General features: G+C 32.4%; 17 protein-coding genes. 8 read left to right on the forward strand and 9 right to left on the reverse strand.

The window, feature by feature from the left end:
• Nucleotides 1–44 precede the first annotated feature (44 nt).
• The 4 genes from rpoC to GFU93_RS02850 all read left to right on the forward strand — a co-directional run bounded on the left by rpoC (nucleotide 45) and on the right by GFU93_RS02850 (nucleotide 9660).
• Nucleotides 45–4319 carry a DNA-directed RNA polymerase subunit beta' gene (gene rpoC, locus GFU93_RS02835; RefSeq protein ID WP_160557118.1) on the forward strand — a complete coding sequence of 1425 codons (4275 nt, stop codon included), beginning with the start codon at nucleotides 45–47 and terminating at the stop codon, nucleotides 4317–4319.
• Between the two features lie 17 nt (nucleotides 4320–4336).
• A complete protein-coding gene (locus tag GFU93_RS02840) occupies nucleotides 4337–4639 on the forward strand; it encodes a DUF3467 domain-containing protein (protein ID WP_105298070.1) in 303 nt (100 codons plus the stop codon).
• A gap of 227 nt (nucleotides 4640–4866) precedes the next feature.
• Nucleotides 4867–8064, forward strand: coding sequence for a SusC/RagA family TonB-linked outer membrane protein (locus GFU93_RS02845; RefSeq protein WP_160567053.1), 3198 nt, complete (start codon nucleotides 4867–4869; stop codon nucleotides 8062–8064).
• Between the two features lie 15 nt (nucleotides 8065–8079).
• Nucleotides 8080–9660 carry a SusD/RagB family nutrient-binding outer membrane lipoprotein gene (locus GFU93_RS02850; protein WP_160567056.1) on the forward strand — a complete coding sequence of 527 codons (1581 nt, stop codon included), beginning with the start codon at nucleotides 8080–8082 and terminating at the stop codon, nucleotides 9658–9660.
• An 85-nt stretch (nucleotides 9661–9745) separates the two neighbouring features.
• Here GFU93_RS02850 and GFU93_RS02855 read toward each other — a convergent pair whose 3' ends face one another.
• The 5 genes from GFU93_RS02855 to GFU93_RS02875 are packed head-to-tail and all read right to left on the reverse strand — an operon-like array spanning nucleotide 9746 to nucleotide 13548.
• Nucleotides 9746–10282 carry an adenine phosphoribosyltransferase gene (locus GFU93_RS02855; protein ID WP_160567059.1) on the reverse strand — a complete coding sequence of 179 codons (537 nt, stop codon included), beginning with the start codon at nucleotides 10280–10282 and terminating at the stop codon, nucleotides 9746–9748.
• A gap of 31 nt (nucleotides 10283–10313) precedes the next feature.
• Nucleotides 10314–11456 (reverse strand): hypothetical protein, encoded by a 1143-nt coding sequence (locus tag GFU93_RS02860; protein ID WP_160567062.1) that lies wholly within the window; start codon nucleotides 11454–11456, stop codon nucleotides 10314–10316.
• A 30-nt stretch (nucleotides 11457–11486) separates the two neighbouring features.
• A complete protein-coding gene (locus GFU93_RS02865; protein WP_160567065.1) occupies nucleotides 11487–12305 on the reverse strand; it encodes a 3'(2'),5'-bisphosphate nucleotidase CysQ in 819 nt (272 codons plus the stop codon).
• Entirely contained in the window at nucleotides 12305–13048 is a 744-nt protein-coding gene (gene deoC / locus GFU93_RS02870; protein WP_160567067.1) for a deoxyribose-phosphate aldolase, read from the reverse strand. Before deoC ends, GFU93_RS02865 begins: the two co-directional genes overlap by 1 nt.
• 26 nt (nucleotides 13049–13074) lie before the next feature.
• The gene (locus tag GFU93_RS02875; RefSeq protein ID WP_160541906.1) at nucleotides 13075–13548 is read right to left on the reverse strand and encodes an Lrp/AsnC ligand binding domain-containing protein; all 474 of its coding nucleotides are present in this window, start codon (nucleotides 13546–13548) and stop codon (nucleotides 13075–13077) included.
• A gap of 158 nt (nucleotides 13549–13706) precedes the next feature.
• Between GFU93_RS02875 and GFU93_RS02880 the strand changes: the two genes are divergently transcribed.
• Complete coding sequence (locus tag GFU93_RS02880; RefSeq protein WP_160567070.1) at nucleotides 13707–14780, forward strand: TerC family protein; 1074 nt, start codon at nucleotides 13707–13709, stop codon at nucleotides 14778–14780.
• A 28-nt stretch (nucleotides 14781–14808) separates the two neighbouring features.
• Nucleotides 14809–15780 (forward strand): deoxyhypusine synthase family protein, encoded by a 972-nt coding sequence (locus GFU93_RS02885; protein WP_160567073.1) that lies wholly within the window; start codon nucleotides 14809–14811, stop codon nucleotides 15778–15780.
• 65 nt (nucleotides 15781–15845) lie between these two features.
• Here GFU93_RS02885 and GFU93_RS02890 read toward each other — a convergent pair whose 3' ends face one another.
• From GFU93_RS02890 to GFU93_RS02905, 4 genes are read right to left on the reverse strand one after another with little or no spacing between them, the layout of a single operon-like run.
• Nucleotides 15846–16394: an RNA methyltransferase gene (locus tag GFU93_RS02890; protein ID WP_160567076.1), complete on the reverse strand. Its 549-nt coding sequence runs from the start codon at nucleotides 16392–16394 to the stop codon at nucleotides 15846–15848.
• Between the two features lie 45 nt (nucleotides 16395–16439).
• The gene (locus tag GFU93_RS02895; RefSeq protein ID WP_160567080.1) at nucleotides 16440–17207 is read right to left on the reverse strand and encodes a methyltransferase domain-containing protein; all 768 of its coding nucleotides are present in this window, start codon (nucleotides 17205–17207) and stop codon (nucleotides 16440–16442) included.
• A gap of 8 nt (nucleotides 17208–17215) precedes the next feature.
• On the reverse strand, nucleotides 17216–18034 hold the full coding sequence (map, locus tag GFU93_RS02900) for a type I methionyl aminopeptidase (RefSeq protein ID WP_160567083.1): 819 nt from the start codon (nucleotides 18032–18034) through the stop codon (nucleotides 17216–17218).
• The gene (locus GFU93_RS02905; RefSeq protein ID WP_160541901.1) at nucleotides 18031–18474 is read right to left on the reverse strand and encodes a BT0820 family HAD-type phosphatase; all 444 of its coding nucleotides are present in this window, start codon (nucleotides 18472–18474) and stop codon (nucleotides 18031–18033) included. The genes map and GFU93_RS02905 overlap by 4 nt, the downstream gene beginning before the upstream one ends.
• A 252-nt stretch (nucleotides 18475–18726) precedes the next feature.
• Here GFU93_RS02905 and GFU93_RS02910 point away from each other — a divergent pair, with 252 nt between their 5' ends.
• Both GFU93_RS02910 and GFU93_RS02915 read left to right on the forward strand, forming a co-directional pair.
• The gene (locus GFU93_RS02910; protein WP_160567086.1) at nucleotides 18727–19260 is read left to right on the forward strand and encodes a DUF4136 domain-containing protein; all 534 of its coding nucleotides are present in this window, start codon (nucleotides 18727–18729) and stop codon (nucleotides 19258–19260) included.
• Nucleotides 19261–19940: 680 nt separating this feature from the next.
• Nucleotides 19941–21608 carry an amino acid permease gene (locus GFU93_RS02915; protein WP_160541899.1) on the forward strand — a complete coding sequence of 556 codons (1668 nt, stop codon included), beginning with the start codon at nucleotides 19941–19943 and terminating at the stop codon, nucleotides 21606–21608.
• The last annotated feature ends 251 nt before the right edge of the window (nucleotides 21609–21859 follow it).

The following is a 21859-nucleotide window of genomic DNA, read 5'->3' on the forward strand; positions in this document are numbered from 1 at the left end:
CTTAATAAATTTAAATTTTTTTCAATTTAATTGATTACAAAATAATGGCAGTTAAACAAAGAACTAGCAAATTTAGTAAAATTATAATCGGATTAGCTTCTCCGGAAAGTATATTACAACAATCTAGAGGAGAGGTTTTAAAACCTGAAACAATCAATTATCGGACTCATAAACCTGAACGAGACGGTTTGTTTTGTGAAAGAATATTCGGTCCGGTAAAGGACTACGAATGTGCTTGTGGGAAATATAAAAGAATACGTTACAAAGGAATTGTTTGTGATCGATGTGGAGTTGAAGTAACGGAAAAAAAAGTTAGACGTGAAAGAATCGGACATATCAACTTGGTAGTGCCTGTGGCACATATCTGGTATTTCCGTTCTTTACCCAATAAAATTGGATATTTGTTAGGTATTCCATCCAAAAAACTGGATATGATTATCTACAACGAACGTTTTGTAGTAATTCAAGCCGGAATAGCTAAAAAATTAAATGGTGAAGAATTAGAACATCTTGAATTTTTAACGGAAGAAGAATATTTAGATATATTAGAAACTCTTCCTATTGAAAATCAATATTTAGATGATTCTGATCCGAATAAATTTGTTGCCAAAATGGGAGCAGAATGTTTGGAAGAACTTTTAAAGAGAACAGATTTAGATGCTTTATCTTATGAATTAAGACATAAAGCCAATAATGAATCTTCCAAACAAAGAAGAACAGAAGCGTTAAAACGATTACAAGTAGTTGAATCTTTCAGAGATGCTAATTCCAATGGTCGCATTAACAGACCGGAATGGATGATCATGAGAGTGATACCTGTAATTCCACCGGACTTACGTCCGTTAGTTCCCTTAGATGGAGGGCGTTTTGCTACTTCTGACTTAAATGATTTATATCGTAGAGTTATTATCAGAAACAATCGTTTAAAACGATTAATTGAAATTAAAGCCCCTGAAGTAATTTTACGTAATGAAAAGCGTATGCTTCAGGAAGCTGTTGATTCTTTATTTGATAATACCAGAAAATCATCTGCGGTTAAATCTGAATCTAACAGACCTTTAAAATCTCTGTCTGATTCCTTAAAAGGAAAACAAGGACGTTTCCGTCAAAACTTATTAGGTAAACGTGTGGATTATTCTGCTCGTTCAGTAATTGTTGTAGGTCCTTCCCTTCAACTTCATGAGTGCGGACTTCCTAAAGATATGGCTGCAGAGCTTTATAAACCTTTTATCATTCGTAAGTTAATTGAAAGAGGAATTGTAAAAACTGTAAAATCTGCCAAGAGAATTATTGAAAGAAAAGAGCCGGTAGTTTACGATATCCTGGAAAATGTAATGAAAGGACATCCGGTATTGTTGAACCGTGCCCCTACTCTTCACCGTTTAGGTATTCAAGCATTTCAACCTAGAATGATTGAAGGAAAAGCTATTCGTCTTCACCCGTTAGTTTGTACTGCGTTTAATGCAGACTTTGACGGTGACCAAATGGCGGTGCATTTACCTTTAGGACCGGAAGCTATTTTGGAAGCTCAATTATTGATGTTGGCTTCTCAAAACATTTTAAATCCGGCTAACGGATCTCCTATTCAAGTACCTTCACAAGATATGGTTTTAGGATTATATTATATGACTAAACCATTAACACCTACGGACGAAATTAAAGTTAAAGGACACGGATCTATTTTCTATTCTTCTGAAGAGGTAGACATTGCTTATAATGAAAAAGCAGTAGATTTAAATGCTATCATTAAAGTAAAAGCAACAGTTGTAGAAGGTGAAGAATTAGTTGAAAAAATGATTGAAACTACTGTAGGGCGTGTGTTATTTAACAAAATCGTACCTAAAAAAGTAGGTTTCATCAATGAAGTATTGACTAAAAAATCATTACGTAACATTATCGGTACCATATTACAAAGAACTGATTTCCCTACCACAGCTAAGTTTTTGGATGATATGAAAACTTTAGGATATGCTACTGCATTTAAAGGTGGATTATCATTTAGCTTAGGTGATATTAAAACTCCTGAAGAAAAGAAAATCATGATTCAGGAAGCGAATGAACAAGTGGATGGGATCAGAGCTAACTATAATATGGGATTAATTACCAATAATGAAAGATATAATCAGGTAATTGATGTTTGGACTAATACCAATGCACGATTAACAGATTTAATCATGCAACGAATGAAAACCGACAAAGGTGGATTCAACTCTGTATATATGATGCTTGACTCCGGTGCACGGGGATCTAAAGAACAGATTCGTCAGTTAGCAGGTATGCGTGGATTGATGGCAAAACCTCAAAAAGCGGGATCTTCCGGAGGTGAAATTATTGAAAACCCTATTATCTCTAATTTCCGCGAAGGACTTTCCATCCTTGAGTACTTTATTTCTACTCACGGGGCTCGTAAAGGTCTTGCAGATACCGCATTAAAAACCGCTGACGCAGGTTATTTGACTCGTCGTTTAGTGGATGTGGCACAAGATGTTATTATTAATGAACAAGATTGTGGAACTTTAAGAGGTATCGAAATTTCTCCGTTGAAGAAAAATGACGAAATTGTTGAACCATTATCTGAAAGAATTTTAGGACGTGTATCTCTTCATGATGTATACCATCCTGATACAGATGAGCTATTAATTGAAGCAGATCAAATGATAACTTCCGAAATAGCTAAATTAATTCAACAATCCGGAATTGAATCAGTGGAAGTTCGTTCGCCTTTAACTTGTGAATCTAAAAAAGGTATTTGTGCTAAATGTTATGGTGTAAACCTTTCAACTAATAAATTAATCAACAAAGGGGAAGCGGTTGGAGTTATTGCAGCTCAATCTATCGGTGAACCGGGTACACAGCTTACCTTAAGAACCTTCCACGTGGGAGGTACTGCAGGAAACGTTGCAGAAGTTAGCAGCATTGTTGCTAAAAGAGACGGAAAAGTTGAATTTGATGATATTAGAACTGTTGAAAGTGAAGACGAAAACGGAAATAAAGTTTCAATCGTTGTTTCTCGTTCCACAGAATTTAAATTATTAAATGCGGAAGGAAACATTCAAATGCTTACCAACATTCCGTATGGTTCTACTTTATTAGTTGAATCAGGTGATGAAGTTAAGAAAGGAGATATCATTTGTAAATGGGATCCGTATAATGCAATTATACTTTCTGAAACTGCCGGTAAGATCGAATACGAACAAATTGAGCAAGGTTCCACTTATCAACTAGAAATAGACGAACAAACCGGATTTGAAGAAAAAGTAATTTCAGAATCTAGAAATAAAAAATTAATTCCTACCTTAAAAATATTAGATACTAAAGGGAATGAGTTAAAATCAATTAACTTACCGGTTGGTGCACACCTTATCGTAAATGATGGTGAAAAAATTAAGGCAGGAAGAATCTTAGTAAAGATACCAAGAAGATCAGCTAAAGCCGGGGATATTACAGGTGGTTTACCGCGTGTTACCGAGCTTTTTGAAGCACGAAATCCTTCCAATCCGGCTGTTGTTTCAGAAATTGACGGTGTAGTTAGTTACGGTAAAATTAAGAGAGGTAATCGAGAAATAGTTATAGAGTCTAAAACCGGTGAAATTAAAAGATATTTGGTTAAATTATCTAATCAGATTCTTGTACAGGAAAATGACTTCGTTCATGCTGGAGATGCCTTATCTGATGGAGCTATAACTCCTAACGATATTCTTAACATCAAAGGGCCTACTGCCGTTCAGGAATATTTAGTAAATGAAATTCAAGAAGTATACCGATTACAAGGGGTAAAAATCGATGATAAACATTTCGAAATTATTGTTCGTCAAATGATGACTAAAGTAGAAATTGTTGATTGCGGTGATACTAAATTCTTAGAAGGTAATCTTGAACATAAAATTGACTTTATTGAGGAAAATGATCGTATTTTCGGAATGAAAGTTATTACTGATCCCGGAGACAGTTTGGAATTAAAAGCCGGACAAATCATTACTTCAAGAGAACTTCGTGATGAAAATTCTAAATTGAAACGTGAAGATAAGAAATTGGTTGAAGCAAGAGAAGCGCTTCCGGCTACTGCCAGTCCTGTACTACAAGGTATTACAAGAGCTTCTTTACAAACCAAATCATTTATCTCTGCAGCATCTTTCCAAGAAACAACTAAAGTTTTAAATGAAGCTGCTGTTGCCGGTAAAGTTGATTACTTAAACGGATTGAAAGAAAATGTAATTGTAGGACACAGAATCCCTGCCGGTACAGGTTTAACTGAATATCAACACGTAGTTGTAGGTTCGAATAAGGAATTTGAGGAAATGATAACCGAAAAAATTTAACCAAAAACTAATTCGAAATGGAAAATCAAAATCAGAATCAACAAGACTTAAATATTGAATTGACGGATGAGGTAGCTTCCGGGGTATTTTCAAATTTGGCATTAATAAATCATTCTCCGACTGAGTTCGTAGTAGATTTTATACAAATAATGCCGGGGGTCCCTAAGGCTAAAGTTAAATCAAGAATTATTTTAACTCCTGAACATGCGAAACGATTATTAACAGCTTTAACTGATAATATTCAAAAATTCGAACAACAATTTGGTGCAGTTAAAGATGATACCTATCATTTAAATTTTGGTCCTAAAGGTCAAGCTTAAATAATCTAAAAGTCAACAAATTATTTATAATAATAATGAAGCCGAGGTAAACCCTTGGCTTTTTTTGTTAATGGTTTAATAGTTTACATCATAAAAGGCCGATATTTTTATAATATAGACAACTAAATAAAGGAATTAATTTGTGAATTATGTAATTATTTAACAATTATTTTACGATAATTAAAAAATATATTATATATTTGAAACGATAAATTAATGTATTAGATATGAGAGTAAACCGAATTTTCTTAGGATTTTCGTTTATCTTCTTGGGTTCGGCTTTTGCCTGGGCTCAGATGAAAACGATTAGCGGGAAAGTTCTTGGGAGTGACGGTCAGCCACAAGCTGATGTTTCTGTTACGATACAAGGATCTACCAAAAAAACGTATACTGACGACTCAGGAAATTTTTCAATTGATGCTGAACCCGGACAAACCATCGAAATTTTATCATTTGATGACGAAACTGCAAGTTTTATTGTTAATGATCAAAGTTTCTATGATGTGGTTCTACAGTCTCCAGTTACAGAAAGCAAAGAACCTGCTGAAAAAAAGGAAACAGTAATTGAAGGAGTCGTGGTAACTGCTTTAGGTATCACAAGAGAAAAAAAGTCGTTGGGTTATGCGACTCAATCAGTAAATGGCGACGATCTTTCCATTACCAGGGAAAGTAATCCAATTAATTCACTTTCGGGAAAAGTTTCGGGATTGCAAATCGTTAATAATAGTGGAACCATGGGAGGTTCAACACAAATCAGATTAAGAGGAATGAGGTCTCTATCTCAATCCAATAAACCTCTTATTGTTGTAGACGGTATTCCTTTAATTGATCAAAATATTAATGATAAAAACACTGAACGAGGAGCCGGTGGTATTGATTATGGAGATTCATTCGGTGATATTAATCCCGACGATATAGCAAATATTTCCGTGCTTAAAGGAGCTACTGCCGCGGCATTATACGGATCCAGAGCCATGAATGGAGCTATAATGATTACCACAAAAAAAGCAAAAAGAGGTAAAACTGAGATTGTCTTTAATTCAGGTGTTGTATTTGACAAAGTTTACAAAATGCCTCATCAACAAAAATTATATGGTGGTGGCGGAAGCAAAACATTTGCAACAAAAAATATTAATGGTGTGGATTACCTGGTGGTTGACTATAGAACCGACGAATCTTGGGGGCCAAAATACGATCCGAATGTTAAAGTCTTACATTGGAATGCATTCGATCCAGAATTTTCAAATGATTATTTAGTTGCAAAACCGTGGATATATCCTAAAAATGATTACAAGAAATTTTTCAAAACCGGTGTAACATACAATAATGGTATTTCTTTTAGCAGAAGTGTTGAAAATACTAATATCAGAGTGGGATATAATAATACTAAATCATCAGGAATAACTCCAAATTCAGACTTAACCAAAAATTCATTATCCATGAATCTGAATTCTAAATTATCTGATGATTTAAAAATAAATGCTTCTGCAGCTTATACTTCTACAAGAGGTTTCAACAGACCAGAAGTGGGATATGACAATAACAACATTATTCAAAAAATGTTTCATTTTGGTCAAACCTCATTAGACTATAATGATCTACAAAAATATGAGTTAGCAGACGGTACTCAAAGAACTTGGAACAGAGAATCTTGGGATAATCCAAAACCAGCTTATTCGGATAATCCCTATTGGACAATAAATAAAAATACCAATAAAGATAACAGAGATCGTTTATATGGTACTGCCGGATTAATTTATAACATAACAAAAGATATGTATGTAAATGGAAAGGTAATGCTTGATACCTATACTCTTCATACAGAAAACAGAACAGCTGTTGGATCACATGCTCTTTCTCAATTTAAAATTTCAGAGAGGAAATATACTGATCTAAATTATGAAGCAACTTTACATTATGACAAAAATATAGGGAACTTTTCACTTAATTCTTTTGCCGGAACTAACCGAAGGGAATACACATATAGAAGAATGAATGGAAAAACTAAAGGAGGACTAATTATAAGAGACTGGTATAATCTAAATAATTCATTAGAGCCGTCTTTAGTTATGAATGAAAAAGAGAAGAAAAGAGTAAACAGTTTGTTTTATTCATTTAGTTTAGGATATGACAATTTTGTATTCTTAGAAACTACCGGTAGAAATGACTGGTCTTCTTCATTACCTTCTAAAAACAATTCTTTTTTCTATCCATCGGTGGCAACCAGTTTTGTAGTTACTAGATATCTTACCAGCAATTGGTTGGAATTTTTAAAAATTAGAGGCGGATATTCTGAAGTTAGAAATGATACTGATCCTTATCAACTCATCAATACATTTTACAATATAGATGAGGATGAGGATCCGAATTATGGCAGCTTGTATTTAAAAGATCCTTGGTTTTGGTTAACAACTGTTGCTAAAACAGATAAATTAAAACCCGAAAAATTGGAATCTTTTGAATTAGGGGTTGAGTTTCAAATGTTCCAAAGAAGATTAAATGGGGATATTTCATTATATCAAACTACCACCAAAGACTTAATAACTAAAGTACCTTTAGACGGTTCTGCCGGTTTCAAATATGCAATGATGAATGCCGGAAAATTAGTTAATAAAGGAATAGAAGTTTCATTGAATATAGTTCCAATTAGACAAGAGAATTTTAGATGGGATTTTAATTATAATTTTTCAAAATCTGATAATGAAATCAAATCTTTGAGTGAGGATTTAAGTTCACTAACCATAGCTAAAGCTCCATTTAATGCTTTTGTCGTTGCACTACCCGGGTATAGATACGGACAAATTTACGGGACAGACTTTGTTTATAAAGATGGAAAAAAAGTAGTGGGTAGTAATGGGTTATATCTGAAAACCGATAAAAACGTACCCTTAGGATCAATACTTCCCGATTTTAACATGAGCTTTAGAAATTCCTTCACTTACAAAAATTGGAATTTAGGATTTCAAATTGATTGGCAAAAAGGCGGTAAATATTTTTCAACTACTCATATGTGGGGTATGAGCTCCGGAATATTACCTGAAACTGCTGCAAATGGAATTAGAGAAAACGGTATTATCGTAGACGGCGTTAAAGAAAATGGAAAACCTAATGATATTAGAGTTTCGGCAACAGAATATTCTAAGCATTTTTTTAGTGGACCTAGTGCACAAAATGTATTCGACGCGGATTACATCAAACTGCGCGAATTGTCAATAGCTTATTCTCTTCCCTCTCAATATTTAGGAGATTTTATTAATTCCATAACATTTTCTGCCTTTGCAAGAAATTTATTTGTATGGGGATTAGATTGGAAATCCATGGATCCTGAGGTTGCTAATTATGGTAGTGGAAATGCTTCAGGAATTGAAGGAGGATCTATGCCTACTACTAGATCATTTGGAGTTAATGTGCAAGTTAAGTTCTAAATTAAAATATTCAATATGAAAAAAATAATCATTTATATAGCTTCTCTAATTTTTCTATCTGCCACTGTATCTTGCGACAATGATTTTGAAAACATCAATACCAATCCCAACAATCCGGAGAAGGTTCCCGGTTATACTACTTTTAGATACGGTAGCCGATATTTTATTGATAACACTCGAGATGAATGGGGATCCGGAAGAATGGTTCTTCCTTGGATACAGTATTGGTGTCAGGTAAATTATACGGAAGAAGATCGATATCAGTATAGAGACGGAGCTAATCAAAACTTATGGAAAGATTATTATCGCGCTGCAGAAAATCTTAAAACCTCCATTGAATTAGTAGAAGCCGATCCGATAAGCAATGTGCAATTTGGTGCTATAAGTAATCAAATAGCTGTCGCAAGAATAATGTTAAGTTATTTATTTATGCAACTTACAGATACCTACGGAAATGTTCCATATTGGTCTTACGGAGGGCAATCCAATCCGGATTTTCAGGCTTTACAGGTTGAAAAATATAAAACTCCAAAATTTGCTTCACAAATAACCATATATAAAGACATTTTAAAAGAATTAAAAGAAGCTTCCGGCCAACTTGATCCTTCTGAAAAAGTCACTACAGGAGATCACATGTATGAAGGTAATGCGATAAAATGGAAAAAATTTGCCAATTCTTTACGCCTAAGATTAGCTAATCGTTTAAAAAGCGTTTTACCTGAAGCATTAGCCGAAGCTAATGATGCGATTTCAATGGGTGTATTTACATCTAATGATGATAACGCAGTATTTGCGTATGGAAATACTACATCAGATGCTAATCCAATGTGGATGGCTTATTTTGTTAAAAATAGGACTGATTTTGCAGTAACCAATACTTTTATTGAATTATTAAAAGGAAAAACAGGTAATTTTTCTGCTGATCCAAGACTTTATAAATTCTCCTCTCCTAAAAAAGCAAGTATAGACGATGTAAAAAATAATACATATATATCATCAACTAATTTAGATGATTATGAAGGAATGCCTTATGGTGTTAAAAGCGAAATGGCATCTGAAGTGTTCACCTCCAGCACTATTTCTTTCCCTAGTTATGACGTTTTACATATTAACAGAGGTGAAGTACTTATGGAATATGCTGAAGTTGAATTTATATTATCCGAATTAAATAATTGGGATCAAGCACATTATGAAAGTGGTGTAAAAGCTTCGCTTGATAAGTGGAATGTATCTGCTGCAGAACAAACAGCCTTTTTAAGCATTTTGCCGCCGGCAAACGAAGAAAATGTACTAACACAAAAATATATTGCACTTTATATGCAACCTCATGAGGCATGGGCTGAATATAGAAGAACCGGATATCCTAAAACTTTATTATTACCTAATCAATCGCATACTCTTCCGGCGTATAATAAAACTCCCGAAGGAACTACCTATACTTTTATTCCTTTAGTCGATAATATCACTGATCTACCGACTCGTATTCCTTATCCTTCTCATCTTTCTACACAGAATTCAAAAAATTATTATGAAGCTGTTAAAGGATTGGGAGGACCTGATGATATGAAAACAAAATTAGTTTGGGATGTAAATTGATACTTAGTTAAAATTTCATATATAAATAACGCTCTGTTTAATTATAAACAGAGCGTTGTTATATTTATAAAGCAATTTTTAAAATTTAATATTCTACCAGTAATTGAATATCCTGTGTATACTTTTTTAACACATCTAGACCTCCTAAAAAAGAAAGTCCCAATATAAAGCTAAATTGAGAGACTATTGCATCACAATTTTGCACTAATTTAGCACATGCAGAAGCTGTTCCTCCTGTTGCTAGAACGTCATCATGAATTAGAATTCTTTGTCCCGGCTTAATGTGTCCTTTTTTAACTTCAATAATTGCTGAACCATATTCCAAATCATATTCTTGGGAAATTATCGGAGGAGGCAATTTTCCTGCTTTACGTACCAATATAAACGGCAAACCAAGCTCCCTGGCAATTTGAACACCAAATAAATACCCCCTACTCTCAATACCACAAACTGCATCAATTTTACCTCTACTTAAATCAGCAAAAGCTTTTACAATTTTGGTACACAAATCTGCATTTAAAAATATGGGAGAAATATCTTTATATTGAATGCCTTCTTTTGGAAAATCTTGAACTCTATCAATATGTAAATCTATTTCTTGGCTTAAACTTAATTCTTTCATTCAATTCATTTTTAATTTTACTTAAAATATCTTATTTCCAAGTATCTTCTTTTATTTCTTTAGTTTCTGTATTTGTTATTAACCAATTATCTTTAACTTTTTTTAGTATAAAATTTTGAGTTAAAGTTTTTATTTTTCCATTAATGTCTTTGATCTGATATTGTACATTAACAGTTTGTTTATCATCATTCTTTTCTTCTAATTGTGCGTTAATTAAGTTAGTAGCAGCAATAGTTCCAAATCCATTGGTTGTAGACGAAAATTGATCTAAAGAAGTCCATTTAGGATTCTGTGCTAAATTATAAGCTTCGGAATATTGCTTATCACCAATTAATTGTATAAATTTTTTAACATTGTCCAACGCAACTTGTTTATTTATTTCATCCTCTATAGGTGTGGATGCATCTCTTGTTTTGGATAAATCTATAGGAATACCCGACAGTTTACCGTATAGGTATTTATCTTCGGCATTAATCTTTATTTCAACATCCAGGGAGGATGTCGCCAATTTTTTGTTATCAAACATGAAAAAAGGAATTTTAATACCTTTATTTAATGAGGGATCTCCCACTGCCGAAGAATTAATTTCTCTTTGGATTACATATACTATGGTACCATTGTTTATAAATGATATGGATAAAGTCAATGGTAAATCAGCATAAAAAATTTCTGATCCTGAATCATCAATTAATTCGGGGTATAAATAAAATCCATCATTGATGGTTTCATCTTTGTTAATCGGAGAATAACGAATATTGATCCGTGTTGCTTTTTCTATTTGTTTTAGTTTTTGCTCAGCTTCAGTTAATGGCTTTAAATCATTATCGAAAACAGAAGGATCTACTGAGTTCATGGAAGTGCTGGACCAAGGAATCTTGTTTTTCTTTGCTATATCCTCTGCAATATCGAAAATTTGTTCGGCATTTTTACCATTAAGTAAAGTATAGAGTTGTTCCCATCTCTTATTTTCATCGGATCCTTCTGTTTTAAAGTTATAAATCAGTTTAACCGCTTCTTGAATTTTATCCTGTTGTAGAATAGTCAATTTGGACGATATAGATTTTACACTTTTAGTAAAGGTTTCCTTTGATGTCCCGTCAATTACCTTATATTCTTTTTCACAAGAAGAACATAAGAAAATAAAGGTTAACCCTATCAAAAATATTTTTCTCATAAAAGTATGTTTGTCACAGGTAAAAATACATTAATTATTTTTAACGATATACCCCGATATTTTTAATGATGAAAGATTTTTATAAGTAATTAGTGCTTTGGTTTCATAATCTATGATATTCAATCCGGCATATTTGGCAATGGCGTGTCCACCGGCAATATCCCAAAAATTAATGGGACTTAATCGTGCATATTCGTTTGCTTTTCCTTCAGCTACCAGGCCAATTTTAATGGCGCTGCCCATCTGTAAAACAACAATTTCTGAATGTTGTAATTTTAAGTTTTTTATATATTCTTCATCCACATGACTATAGTGGGAACGACTTGTTAAAACGGTATATTTTTTTAAATCGGGTTTTAAAGGTAATGTAACGGATTGTTTCAGTAGTTTGTCCGTAAGATCATCTTCATTCAGTAACGCATATAAATCTTCATACTTTCCATTCCATTTATAGCTACCTAATCCTTCCGCTGCAAAATAAAACAATCCCATAGAGGGAGCAGCTAAAACTCCGAGCAAAGAAGTTTCGGGAGTCAATAAGCCAATTGAAATACAATATTCTCCGGTTTTATTCACATATTCTTTTGTTCCGTCAATTGGATCTACACACCAATATTTTTCCCAACTTCCCATTACCTTTTCCGATTCGTGCTCGGTTTCTTCACTTAAAATAGGAATTGATGTTTGTTTTAAATAAGTGGTAATAATTTCATTTGACTTAAGATCACCCGTTGTTACGGGTGATTGGTCTTTTTTTAAGGAAACTGAAAAGCCATCCTCATATATCTTATGGACTTCTTGAGAAGCTTCTATAGCAGCTTTTAGCGCTATATTAATTAGTTTTTTCATTAGTATGAATCATTTGTATTACCTTTTTGAGATAAGGCTTTTGCCGAAGAAGTTCCAATTCTTTTTACTCCCATTTCAATCATTTTCACAGCTTCATCATAAGTTCTAACTCCACCAGCTGCTTTTACCGGCAAGGGTTGAGAATATTTAAGCATAATTTCCATTGCATGGAACGTCGCTCCATTTGGTTTTCCCTCTTCTGCTTGGTAAAAACCGGTGGAAGATTTCACAAAAATGTTACCAAATTCATTCTTTTCAAAGTTTTCTTGAGCCCAGGTGGAAAAATAAGAGCAAATGGATTGGATTTGTTCGTCAGTTAATGCCGCAATCTCAATAATCCATTTAACCACTTTGGATGCTTTTAAACCTAATGACGTTCCGGTAATAAATTCTTGTTTAATTAAATCGATATCTCCCTTTTTAAAAGCCTCATAGTTGATTACATAATCCAACTCATCCACTCCATCTTCAATAGCTTTCTGTGCCTCTGCGATTTTTTCAGTTAATGAATAGGTACCTTCATGAAACCCAATGACGGTTCCTACTTTTACCTCAGAATCAACTTTTTGAATCATTTCTTTCACTTTTTTAATGTATTCGGGACGAATCATTACTAAATAAAAATGATTTTCAATTGCTTCTTCAGTAAGTTTTTTAACTTCTTCCCAAGTTTGTTCTTCGGTTAATCCACTTTGAGAAGGTAGCTTAAGGTAAGTTGAATCTAAATACTTTGTTATATCCATTTATCTTATAATTTTTAATTGTGTTTTTAGGGTATAATCTGTCGTGAAATACTTTGTTCTAAAGAAATAATGGTTTCAGTCCTTTCAATTCCCTTTATATTTTGTATCTCATTTCTTAAAACCGACATGAGATGATCATTATCTTTACATAATATTTTGATGAAAATAGCATAATTTCCTGTTGTAAAATGTGCTTCGATAATTTCAGGAATTTGCATCATGCTTTTAATGGCTTCTTTGTACTGGGCCGATTTTTCAAGAAAAATACCCACATAAGCGGTAGTTTTATATCCTAATAATTTATAATTCAAAGGGGTAACCGGATCTTCTATGATTTTTGCTGCTTCCAGTTTTTTAATTCGTTGATGAATTGCTGTGGATGAAACTCCTACCTGTTTTGCTATTGTTGAAACCGGTATTTTCGAATTCTCCATTAATGCTTTTAAAATGATTTTATCGATACCGTCTAATTCTACTGTATGTATATCTGATATTCTCATTTTTCGGTAAAATTACAAATACTAAATTAATATTATACAATTTTATATTTTATCTTTTATATTTTTAACAATTTCTACAAGATTTAAATTATTTTTACTTTTTGCCCTTGTATTTAAAAATAAGTACCTTTGGGATTAATAATTTTAAATAGCTGTACATGCAGGACAATATGCTTAATCATCCCGGATTAATTACCATATTCGCGGTTTCGATTATTATTATGCTACTTCTTGACTTAGGAATTCTCAATAAAAAATCTCATGCTGTTTCTAATAAGGAAGCTGCGATATGGTCGGTAGTTTGGATATCATTAGCCATGATTTTCAGTGGGATTATTTATTTTGTTTTTAAAGGAGCGGATGGATCAAAATTCGCCCTTGAAAAATTCTCTCAATTTCAATCTGCTTATTGGATAGAAAAAGCATTATCCGTTGACAATCTTTTTGTATTTATAATGGTTTTTGGATTTTTTAAAATTCCAAAAGAATATCAACATAAAATTTTATTTTGGGGTATTATTGGTGCCTTGGCTTTCCGCGCCGTATTTATTTTCTTAGGTGTAGAAATGATTAATAAAACCTATCTTCCTCCTTTTTCTATTGGAAATTTTCATTTTATTTTAGACCAACAAAGTGCGGAACATGCCGATTATAGTCAAATGCAGTTTTTCAGACCTAATATAATTTTAACTATTTTTGGATTCTTCCTTATATATGCCGGTATTCATTCTTGGACATCCAAAGATGATGACAACTCCGACAAAAAAAATCTAAATGAGAGTTTCGGTGCTCGTTTTGTAAAACGATTTTTTAAAGTATCTGATGAATTAGACGGAAGTAAATTTTTTACAGTCAAAAATGGGATTAAAATGGCAACCCCTTTATTTACTGCTCTAGTTATCATTGAATTTACTGATTTAATTTTTGCCGTGGACTCCATACCTGCTATCTTCGCTATTGCACCTAATGATCCGTTTATATTATATACCTCTAATATATTTGCCATTTTAGGTTTGCGATCTCTTTACTTTTTACTGGCTAATTTTATGTATATGTTCAGTAAATTAAAATATGGATTGGCTGTGATCTTAAGTTTTATAGGAGTTAAAATGTTGGTAGCTCCTTTTATACATATTTCATCGATAGTTTCTTTAGGAGTTGTGGCAGGAGTACTTGTAATTTCAGTATTGCTTTCATTAACTTTTCCTGAAAAAAAAGAAAAAAATGTTTAATAATTTAAAATAAAAATTAGAATTTACAATGAATAAACCTATTTCGGAATTTATTGAAAAATATTTTTTACATTTCAATTCTGCAACCTTAGTAGATGCTGCTAAAGGTTATGTAGCTCATCTTAAAGATGGGGGTAAGATGATGATTACTATGGGAGGTGCCATGAGTACCGCTGAATTAGGAAAAATTTTGGCTGAGATGATTCGCCAAGATAAGGTATCCATTATTTCTTGTACGGGTGCTAATTTAGAGGAAGACATCATGAATTTGGTGGCTCATTCCCACTACAAGAGAATTCCTGAATATCGCGACCTAACTCCTCAACAAGAATGGGAATTGCTTGAAAATCATTTAAATCGCGTTACAGATACGTGTATTCCGGAAGAAGAAGCTTTTCGACGTATCCAACAACATATTGAAAAAATATGGAAAGACGCAGACGATAAAGGAGAAAGATATTTCCCTCATGAATATATGTATCAAATGCTTCGTTCGGGAGTATTGGAACAATATTACGAAATAGACCCAAAAGACAGTTGGATGTTGGCCGCTGCTGAAAAAAACTTACCTATTGTTGTTCCGGGTTGGGAAGACAGTACTATGGGTAATATTTTTGCTGCTAATGTGATTAAAGGAAATTTAAAAGCTTCAACCATGAAAAGCGGTATTGAATATATGATATATTTAACCGAGTGGTATCGAAACAATTCGGACGGTAAAGGTGTAGGATTTTTCCAAATAGCCGGAGGAATATCCGGAGATTTTCCTATTTGTGTTGTTCCTATGATGTATCAAGATTTAGAGTGGGAAGATGTTCCGTTCTGGAGCTATTTCTGTCAGATATCTGACTCAACCACAAGCTATGGCTCTTATTCGGGGGCTGTTCCCAATGAAAAAATAACTTGGGGGAAATTAGATATTGATACTCCTAAATTTATTATTGAGAGTGATGCAACTATTGTAGCTCCGTTAGTTTTTGCTTATATTCTCGAAATGTAGTAAGATAAAATTATTAATTTATACTATAAAAAAGTTCGGAATTTTAGTTCCGAACTTTTTTAATACTATCTTAAAAGATTACGATACCATTCCCAAAGAACTATTCCTGCACAAACGCTTACATTTAAAGAGTGTTTTGTTCCCGATTGAGGAATCTCAATAAAAATATCTATTAAATGGAGAATAGAATCACTGATCCCTTCAACTTCGTTTCCGAAAATTAAAACATACTTTTTTTCCTTGTTTATTGGATAATCTTGTAATAAAATGCTTCCTTTCACTTGTTCAACTCCTACAATAATATATCCTTCGTTTTTTAAGTTAGTTATTAATTCACTTATATTTTCCTGATGCTCCCATTCAACGCTTTCCGTAGCACCCAAGGCTGTTTTTTGGATTTCACGATGAGGAGGGCACGGCGTAATTCCGCATAAATAAATTTTCTCTATAGCAAAAGCATCTGAGGTTCTGAAAACTGATCCTACATTATGCATGGAACGAACTTGATCCAGCAATACTATCACGGGAATTTTCTCACTTTCTTTATAATCTTCAAGGGATTTTCTGTTTAACGATTCTAATTTTAATTTCTCTACTCTTTCCTGTTGCTGCATATTTTCAGTAATGTTGATTGATTTTTAGAAGTTTCATATATTTTTTTACCTTTTCTTTACTACCGGTAAAATTTCATTTTTCGATAATGCGTATTTTTCCATTTCACTTTCGGGTAAAGTTTCATAATACTTTACTTGCTCTACTTGAAACCCTGAGTTTTCTAAACGTTCAAAATAATCCAACCCATACCATCTCACATGATCATATTGTCCGAAATGTTTTTTTCTTTCTTCTTTGTCTGTAATGGAGAAATCTTCGTATGTTTTGTTAGATCCATATCTCATGGGCACTTGAAAAATTCCCCATCCTCCAGGTTTCATCACCCTGTATAATTCTGACATTGCTTTACGATCATCTTCTATATGTTCCAAAACATGATTGCAAAAAATCACATCAAATTCATTATCTTTAAAAGGCAGGTTCAAAATATCCGCTTTAACATCTACAATAGGAGAATAAAGATCAGCGGTTATATACTCTAAATTTTTTAATTTTTTAAACCTTTTTAGAAAGCATTGCTCCGGAGCAATACTTAAAACTTTTAAATTAGCTGAAAAAAAATCAGTATCTTTTAGCAAATACAACCACATTAACCTATGTCTTTCAAGAGATAATGTCCCCGGTGCTAAAGCATTATTTCTAGGTTTACCGTAACCGTACGGCAAAAATTTTCGGTATTTTTTACCGTCTATTGGGTCTACAAATTGATCTCCTTTGTAAAACCACGCAAAAAAAGGAGCAAAGAAATAGCTGAATTTAATAAGAATCGGTCTAGGTATTAAATTCAAAAAAAACTTAAATACTTGCTTCATTAACTAAATTAATTCTGCGCGGGTTGGTATAAAAATTCATCTTCTTCATTGGAAGTAATGCCTAAAGCATCAAATATGTATTTATAGGTTGAAAGCAGTTTTGGCTCTCCATTTACTACTGCAACATCGTGTTCAAAATGACAAGAGGGTTTGTTATCCCGCGTGGTGACTGTCCATCCGTCGTTATGGAATTTAACTTTATATGTACCTAAATTGACCATCGGTTCAATTGCTATTACTAACCCTTCTTCTATTTTTGGACCATTGCCTTTTCTTCCATAATTAGGAACTTGCGGATCTTCATGCATTTCTTTACCCAAACCATGACCTACTAATTCGCGTACTACTCCATATCCTGCATTTTCACAAATTAATTGTATCGCAAAACTTATGTCCCCTATTCTATTTCCTGCTTTGCATTTTTTTATTCCTGCATATAAACTTTGTTTGGTAATTCGCATCATTTTATCAACTTCAGGATCAATGCTTCCTACAGAAAATGTATACGCTTGATCTCCGTAAAATCCATTTTTTAATGCTCCACAATCAATGGAAATTATATCTCCATCTTCGAGCGGTTTATTATTAGGTATACCGTGAACCACTTGTTCATTAGGAGACATACATAAAGTATTAGGAAAGTCATACAATCCTAAAAAACCGGGAATAGCACCGTGATCTCGTATATATTCTTCAGCAATTTTATCTAAGTGTAAGGTAGTCACTCCGGGTTTAACTTCTTTAGCCAGTACTCCCAAAGTTTTAGAAACCAATTGAGCGCTTTCGTACATTAATTCAATTTCTTCTTTTGTTTTTAATTGTATCATAATTTAAAAATTCTTGAAAAAAAACCTCTCTTATTTTTATGTTTTCTTTTTGAATAAGCCAATACTTGTCTTCCCTCTACGCCAAATTCTATCTTTTCTTTTATAATTTCATAAACTTCTCCCCATCCGGGAAATCCACCTAAATTCCTGTCATCAATGAAATAATCGGCATTTATTTTTCTACTTTGGGTCTCTCTATCAAATATTTCCCCTTCAAAACTTGAATTCACTGCATAAAATTCAATTCCGTTTTTATAACAAAATTCTACGGCTTCTTCTAATCTCTTACCATGTCTATAAGTCCAAAGGATTAAACGAAAACCTCTGCTCTGAAGTCTTTTCATTGTTTCAAAAGCAAAAATCATCGGTTTACCAATTTCCGGATATTTATCTTCTACAATTGTCCCATCAAAATCAATAGCTATTATCTTATTATTCATATAAATATACTACAAGTTAGTTCTGTTTATTCTTTTAAGTTTAGTGTTCTAATTAATGTTCTAAATTGTCATTAATTTTCCAAATTTACAAGTTTTTAATCAATAAATTTTATGTTATCCTCTTGGATATTAGCATGAAATAATTTAAGAAATCTTTTATATCAAATTCGGTTATAATTTTTATAATTTTTGGTATAATATTAGATGAGAAAATTTTTAGTTCTGAAATATTAATTAAAAAAATAAAGGTCTATGAAATTAAAACTTTTAGTTATGACTGCTTTTTGCATCTTACTTTCCAGCTGTGCATTAACTACTTCCTATGATTTTGACAAAACGGTTGATTTTTCAAATTATAAATCATTTACCATTTATCAGCAGGGTATCGATAAATTAAAATTGAATGATATTGACAAAAGTCGTATCATCCGTGCTTTAGAGAATCAATTAAAAAGCAAGGGATTAACCGAAAGTGCCGACGGAGATTTGATCGTAAATGTTCTTGCTTCATCAAAAAAAGTTATTAGCGTTGATAATGATCCATATTGGAACGGCCCGTGGGGATGGGGATATTATTGGGCTCCTTCCAGCACAGTTTATGAAACTCGTGAAGGAAAACTAACGTTTCATTTAGTGGATTCTAAAAAAAATATTCTAGTTTGGGAGGGTATAGTTGATGGTTTTGATGTTGGTAATATCAAAAATAAAGAGGAACAAATAAATAAAGCCATTCAAAAAATATTTAATTATTATCCGCCTAAAAAGAAAAATAACTCATATTATTAAAAAAACAAATACATCTAAAGCCTCAAAATTTAAATTTTGAGGCTTTAATTTATCTAATCTAAACTTTTTTTTTACTAATAATTTATGTTTTTTGATATCTATTATCTAAATATTAACGTCCATTGCTAAACGAGATCATCCTCTTAATTTGTTGCAAAAAAATTTTTACTCTAAATTTATTAATGAGACTTTTTAGTAATTTAATCCATAAAACTTTTGTAGGAAATTAAGTACCCAAATAAATTTCCCAAAAAATCTTTACTCTTTCAAATTTTTAAATATTTCCCCTATCTGCCAATGTGACATAATGAATGGAAAAAGGGTTTATCTAAGTCAATAGGGATATGAAAACCTCTCACTATAAGTATGAACGCTACTCTTTTTACCACAAAATTTAGTACAATATTGATGCTTTACGGTAACAATTGTAAGACTTCTTCCAAAATATCGACTTATTATTTGTTCATAATTTCTTTAAAAAAAATATACTTCTGAGAATTTACTATGTGTTTCATTTACTATTTATTTTAATAATAAATGAGATAAATTTAAACAAGCTAAATCATTATTTTTTTATGAACATTTGTAAAAACTTTTCAATATTTAAACAAGAATTAAAAGATATTTATACTTTTGCACTTGATATCATTTCCCTTATTTAAAAATTCAAAAAAGCCGGAATGAATTTTAACACATTTTTTCGTAAAAAAAATATTTCTGATTTACAGGATACAACACAAAAATCTGAATTAAGCAGAGTATTAACTGTAAAGGATTTAACTTTTTTTGGAATTGCTGCGATTATAGGCGCCGGCATTTTCAGTACCATCGGAAGAGCCTCTTATGAAGGAGGACCCGCCATTTCATTACTTTTTATCTTAGTGGCTGTTGCTTGTATTTTTACCGCATTATGTTATGCGCAATTTGCTTCTATGATTCCGGTGAGCGGCAGCGCTTATACTTATGCTTATGTTTCTTTAGGTGAAATATTTGCTTGGACTATCGGGTGGGCTTTAATACTTGAATATGCTGTATCAAACATGGTGATCGCAATCTCTTGGTCGGGATATTTTGTCTCTATGTTGCAAGGTTTTGGCATTCATTGGCCTGATTGGCTTTCCATTGATTATTGGAATGCTCACAGAGCTTATCTTGAATATCTTGCACATCCTCAAAGTCTATCCCAAAATGATCTTAGATTATCGGAAATATATCAATCTGCTCCGGAAATTGCCAACATAAAAATAATATTTAATTTACCGGCGGGATTAATTACCTTATTAGTTACCACCCTGGCGTATGTAGGAATTAAAGAATCTACCCGTGTAAGTAATGCTTTAGTTTGGATTAAATTATCTGTAATCATAGGCATTATTTTAATTGGTGTGTTTTATATAAAACCGGATAATTGGTCGCCTTTCTTTCCTAATGGTTTAGGAGGAGTTATGGGAGGAGTGGCTGCCGTATTTTTTTCTTTTATCGGGTTTGATTCTATATCAACTACAGCAGAAGAAGCTAAAAATCCACAAAGGGATTTGCCACGCGCCATGCTATACTGTATTATAATTTGTACCGTTTTATATGCTTCAATAGCATTAATATTGACCGGTATGGTTAATTATAAAGAATTACGTGTTGATGACCCGTTGGCGTATGTTTTCAATAAAATAGGAATAAATTTTATAGCCGGAATCATTTCCGTGAGTGCAGTAATTGCCATGACAGGAGCTATTCTTGTTTACCAGATCGGACAACCGAGAATATGGATGACCATGAGTCGAGACGGTTTATTGTGGAAGCCTTTTGGTACTATTCATAAAAAATATCATACCCCCGGATTTGCAACTATTATTGCCGGTTTCTTTGTGGGAATACCTGCTATGTTCCTGGATATGCAGTTGGTTGTGGATTTGACAAGTGTGGGAACTTTTTTCGCTTTTATTTTAGTTTGTTCCGGAGTTTTATATTTAGATAACAAAGGTCTTTCTCATCAAGCAAAATTTAAATTAATTTATATCAACGGTCAATATTTAATTCCTTTGTCTTTTTGTTTGGCTATCATTTTGTTCTTAACCCAAACCAATTATAAGGAAATCCTTGCCGATAAACCTTTATTAGCTATTTTTTGGATTATCTGGTTCGGTTTATCTTTAGGTGCATTCAAATATAAATTTTCGCTAATACCTATTCTCGGTATTTTGTTTAATTTATATTTAATGACGGAATTAGGATGGTCTAATTGGGGAATGTTTATATTATGGCTATTGATCGGATTATCAATTTACTTCTTATATGGAAGGAAAAACAGTAAACTCGAAAAATTAATTCAAACTTCTCATAATCATTAATTATTTTAAATTATTTATACTATTGTAATTTTATCTTCAAATAATTTTGTATTAAATAAATTACATTAATCTTAAATATTTTCATTTTCATAAAATTTTGCGTCTTTCCAATATAAATTTCGGATACAAACAATTAAAATATGCTAAAAGATATTTTTGTTTCAATTAACTATATATAATTAACCATCAATACTTTAGAAAATAAAGTTTCTTTTAATTTCAATATTTATTTTATTTCTTTCATATGAATC

It is taken from the genome of Apibacter sp. B3546 (assembly GCF_009827885.1).
Classification (GTDB): domain Bacteria; phylum Bacteroidota; class Bacteroidia; order Flavobacteriales; family Weeksellaceae; genus Apibacter.

What these genes read in the sequence shown, in the direction of transcription:
- rpoC (WP_160557118.1), top strand. Translation starts at nt 45, where the DNA reads ATGGCAGTTAAACAAAGAACTAGCAAATTTAGTAAAATTATAATCGGA.
- GFU93_RS02885 (WP_160567073.1), top strand. Translation starts at nt 14,809, where the DNA reads ATGAATAAACCTATTTCGGAATTTATTGAAAAATATTTTTTACATTTC.
- GFU93_RS02875 (WP_160541906.1), bottom strand. Translation starts at nt 13,548, where the DNA reads ATGAGAATATCAGATATACATACAGTAGAATTAGACGGTATCGATAAA.
- GFU93_RS02845 (WP_160567053.1), top strand. Translation starts at nt 4,867, where the DNA reads ATGAGAGTAAACCGAATTTTCTTAGGATTTTCGTTTATCTTCTTGGGT.
- GFU93_RS02905 (WP_160541901.1), bottom strand. Translation starts at nt 18,474, where the DNA reads ATGAATAATAAGATAATAGCTATTGATTTTGATGGGACAATTGTAGAA.
- deoC (WP_160567067.1), bottom strand. Translation starts at nt 13,048, where the DNA reads ATGGATATAACAAAGTATTTAGATTCAACTTACCTTAAGCTACCTTCT.
- map (WP_160567083.1), bottom strand. Translation starts at nt 18,034, where the DNA reads ATGATACAATTAAAAACAAAAGAAGAAATTGAATTAATGTACGAAAGC.
- GFU93_RS02910 (WP_160567086.1), top strand. Translation starts at nt 18,727, where the DNA reads ATGAAATTAAAACTTTTAGTTATGACTGCTTTTTGCATCTTACTTTCC.
- GFU93_RS02860 (WP_160567062.1), bottom strand. Translation starts at nt 11,456, where the DNA reads ATGAGAAAAATATTTTTGATAGGGTTAACCTTTATTTTCTTATGTTCT.
- GFU93_RS02855 (WP_160567059.1), bottom strand. Translation starts at nt 10,282, where the DNA reads ATGAAAGAATTAAGTTTAAGCCAAGAAATAGATTTACATATTGATAGA.
- GFU93_RS02850 (WP_160567056.1), top strand. Translation starts at nt 8,080, where the DNA reads ATGAAAAAAATAATCATTTATATAGCTTCTCTAATTTTTCTATCTGCC.
- GFU93_RS02865 (WP_160567065.1), bottom strand. Translation starts at nt 12,305, where the DNA reads ATGAAAAAACTAATTAATATAGCGCTAAAAGCTGCTATAGAAGCTTCT.
- GFU93_RS02880 (WP_160567070.1), top strand. Translation starts at nt 13,707, where the DNA reads ATGCAGGACAATATGCTTAATCATCCCGGATTAATTACCATATTCGCG.
- GFU93_RS02840 (WP_105298070.1), top strand. Translation starts at nt 4,337, where the DNA reads ATGGAAAATCAAAATCAGAATCAACAAGACTTAAATATTGAATTGACG.
- GFU93_RS02895 (WP_160567080.1), bottom strand. Translation starts at nt 17,207, where the DNA reads ATGAAGCAAGTATTTAAGTTTTTTTTGAATTTAATACCTAGACCGATT.
- GFU93_RS02915 (WP_160541899.1), top strand. Translation starts at nt 19,941, where the DNA reads ATGAATTTTAACACATTTTTTCGTAAAAAAAATATTTCTGATTTACAG.
- GFU93_RS02890 (WP_160567076.1), bottom strand. Translation starts at nt 16,394, where the DNA reads ATGCAGCAACAGGAAAGAGTAGAGAAATTAAAATTAGAATCGTTAAAC.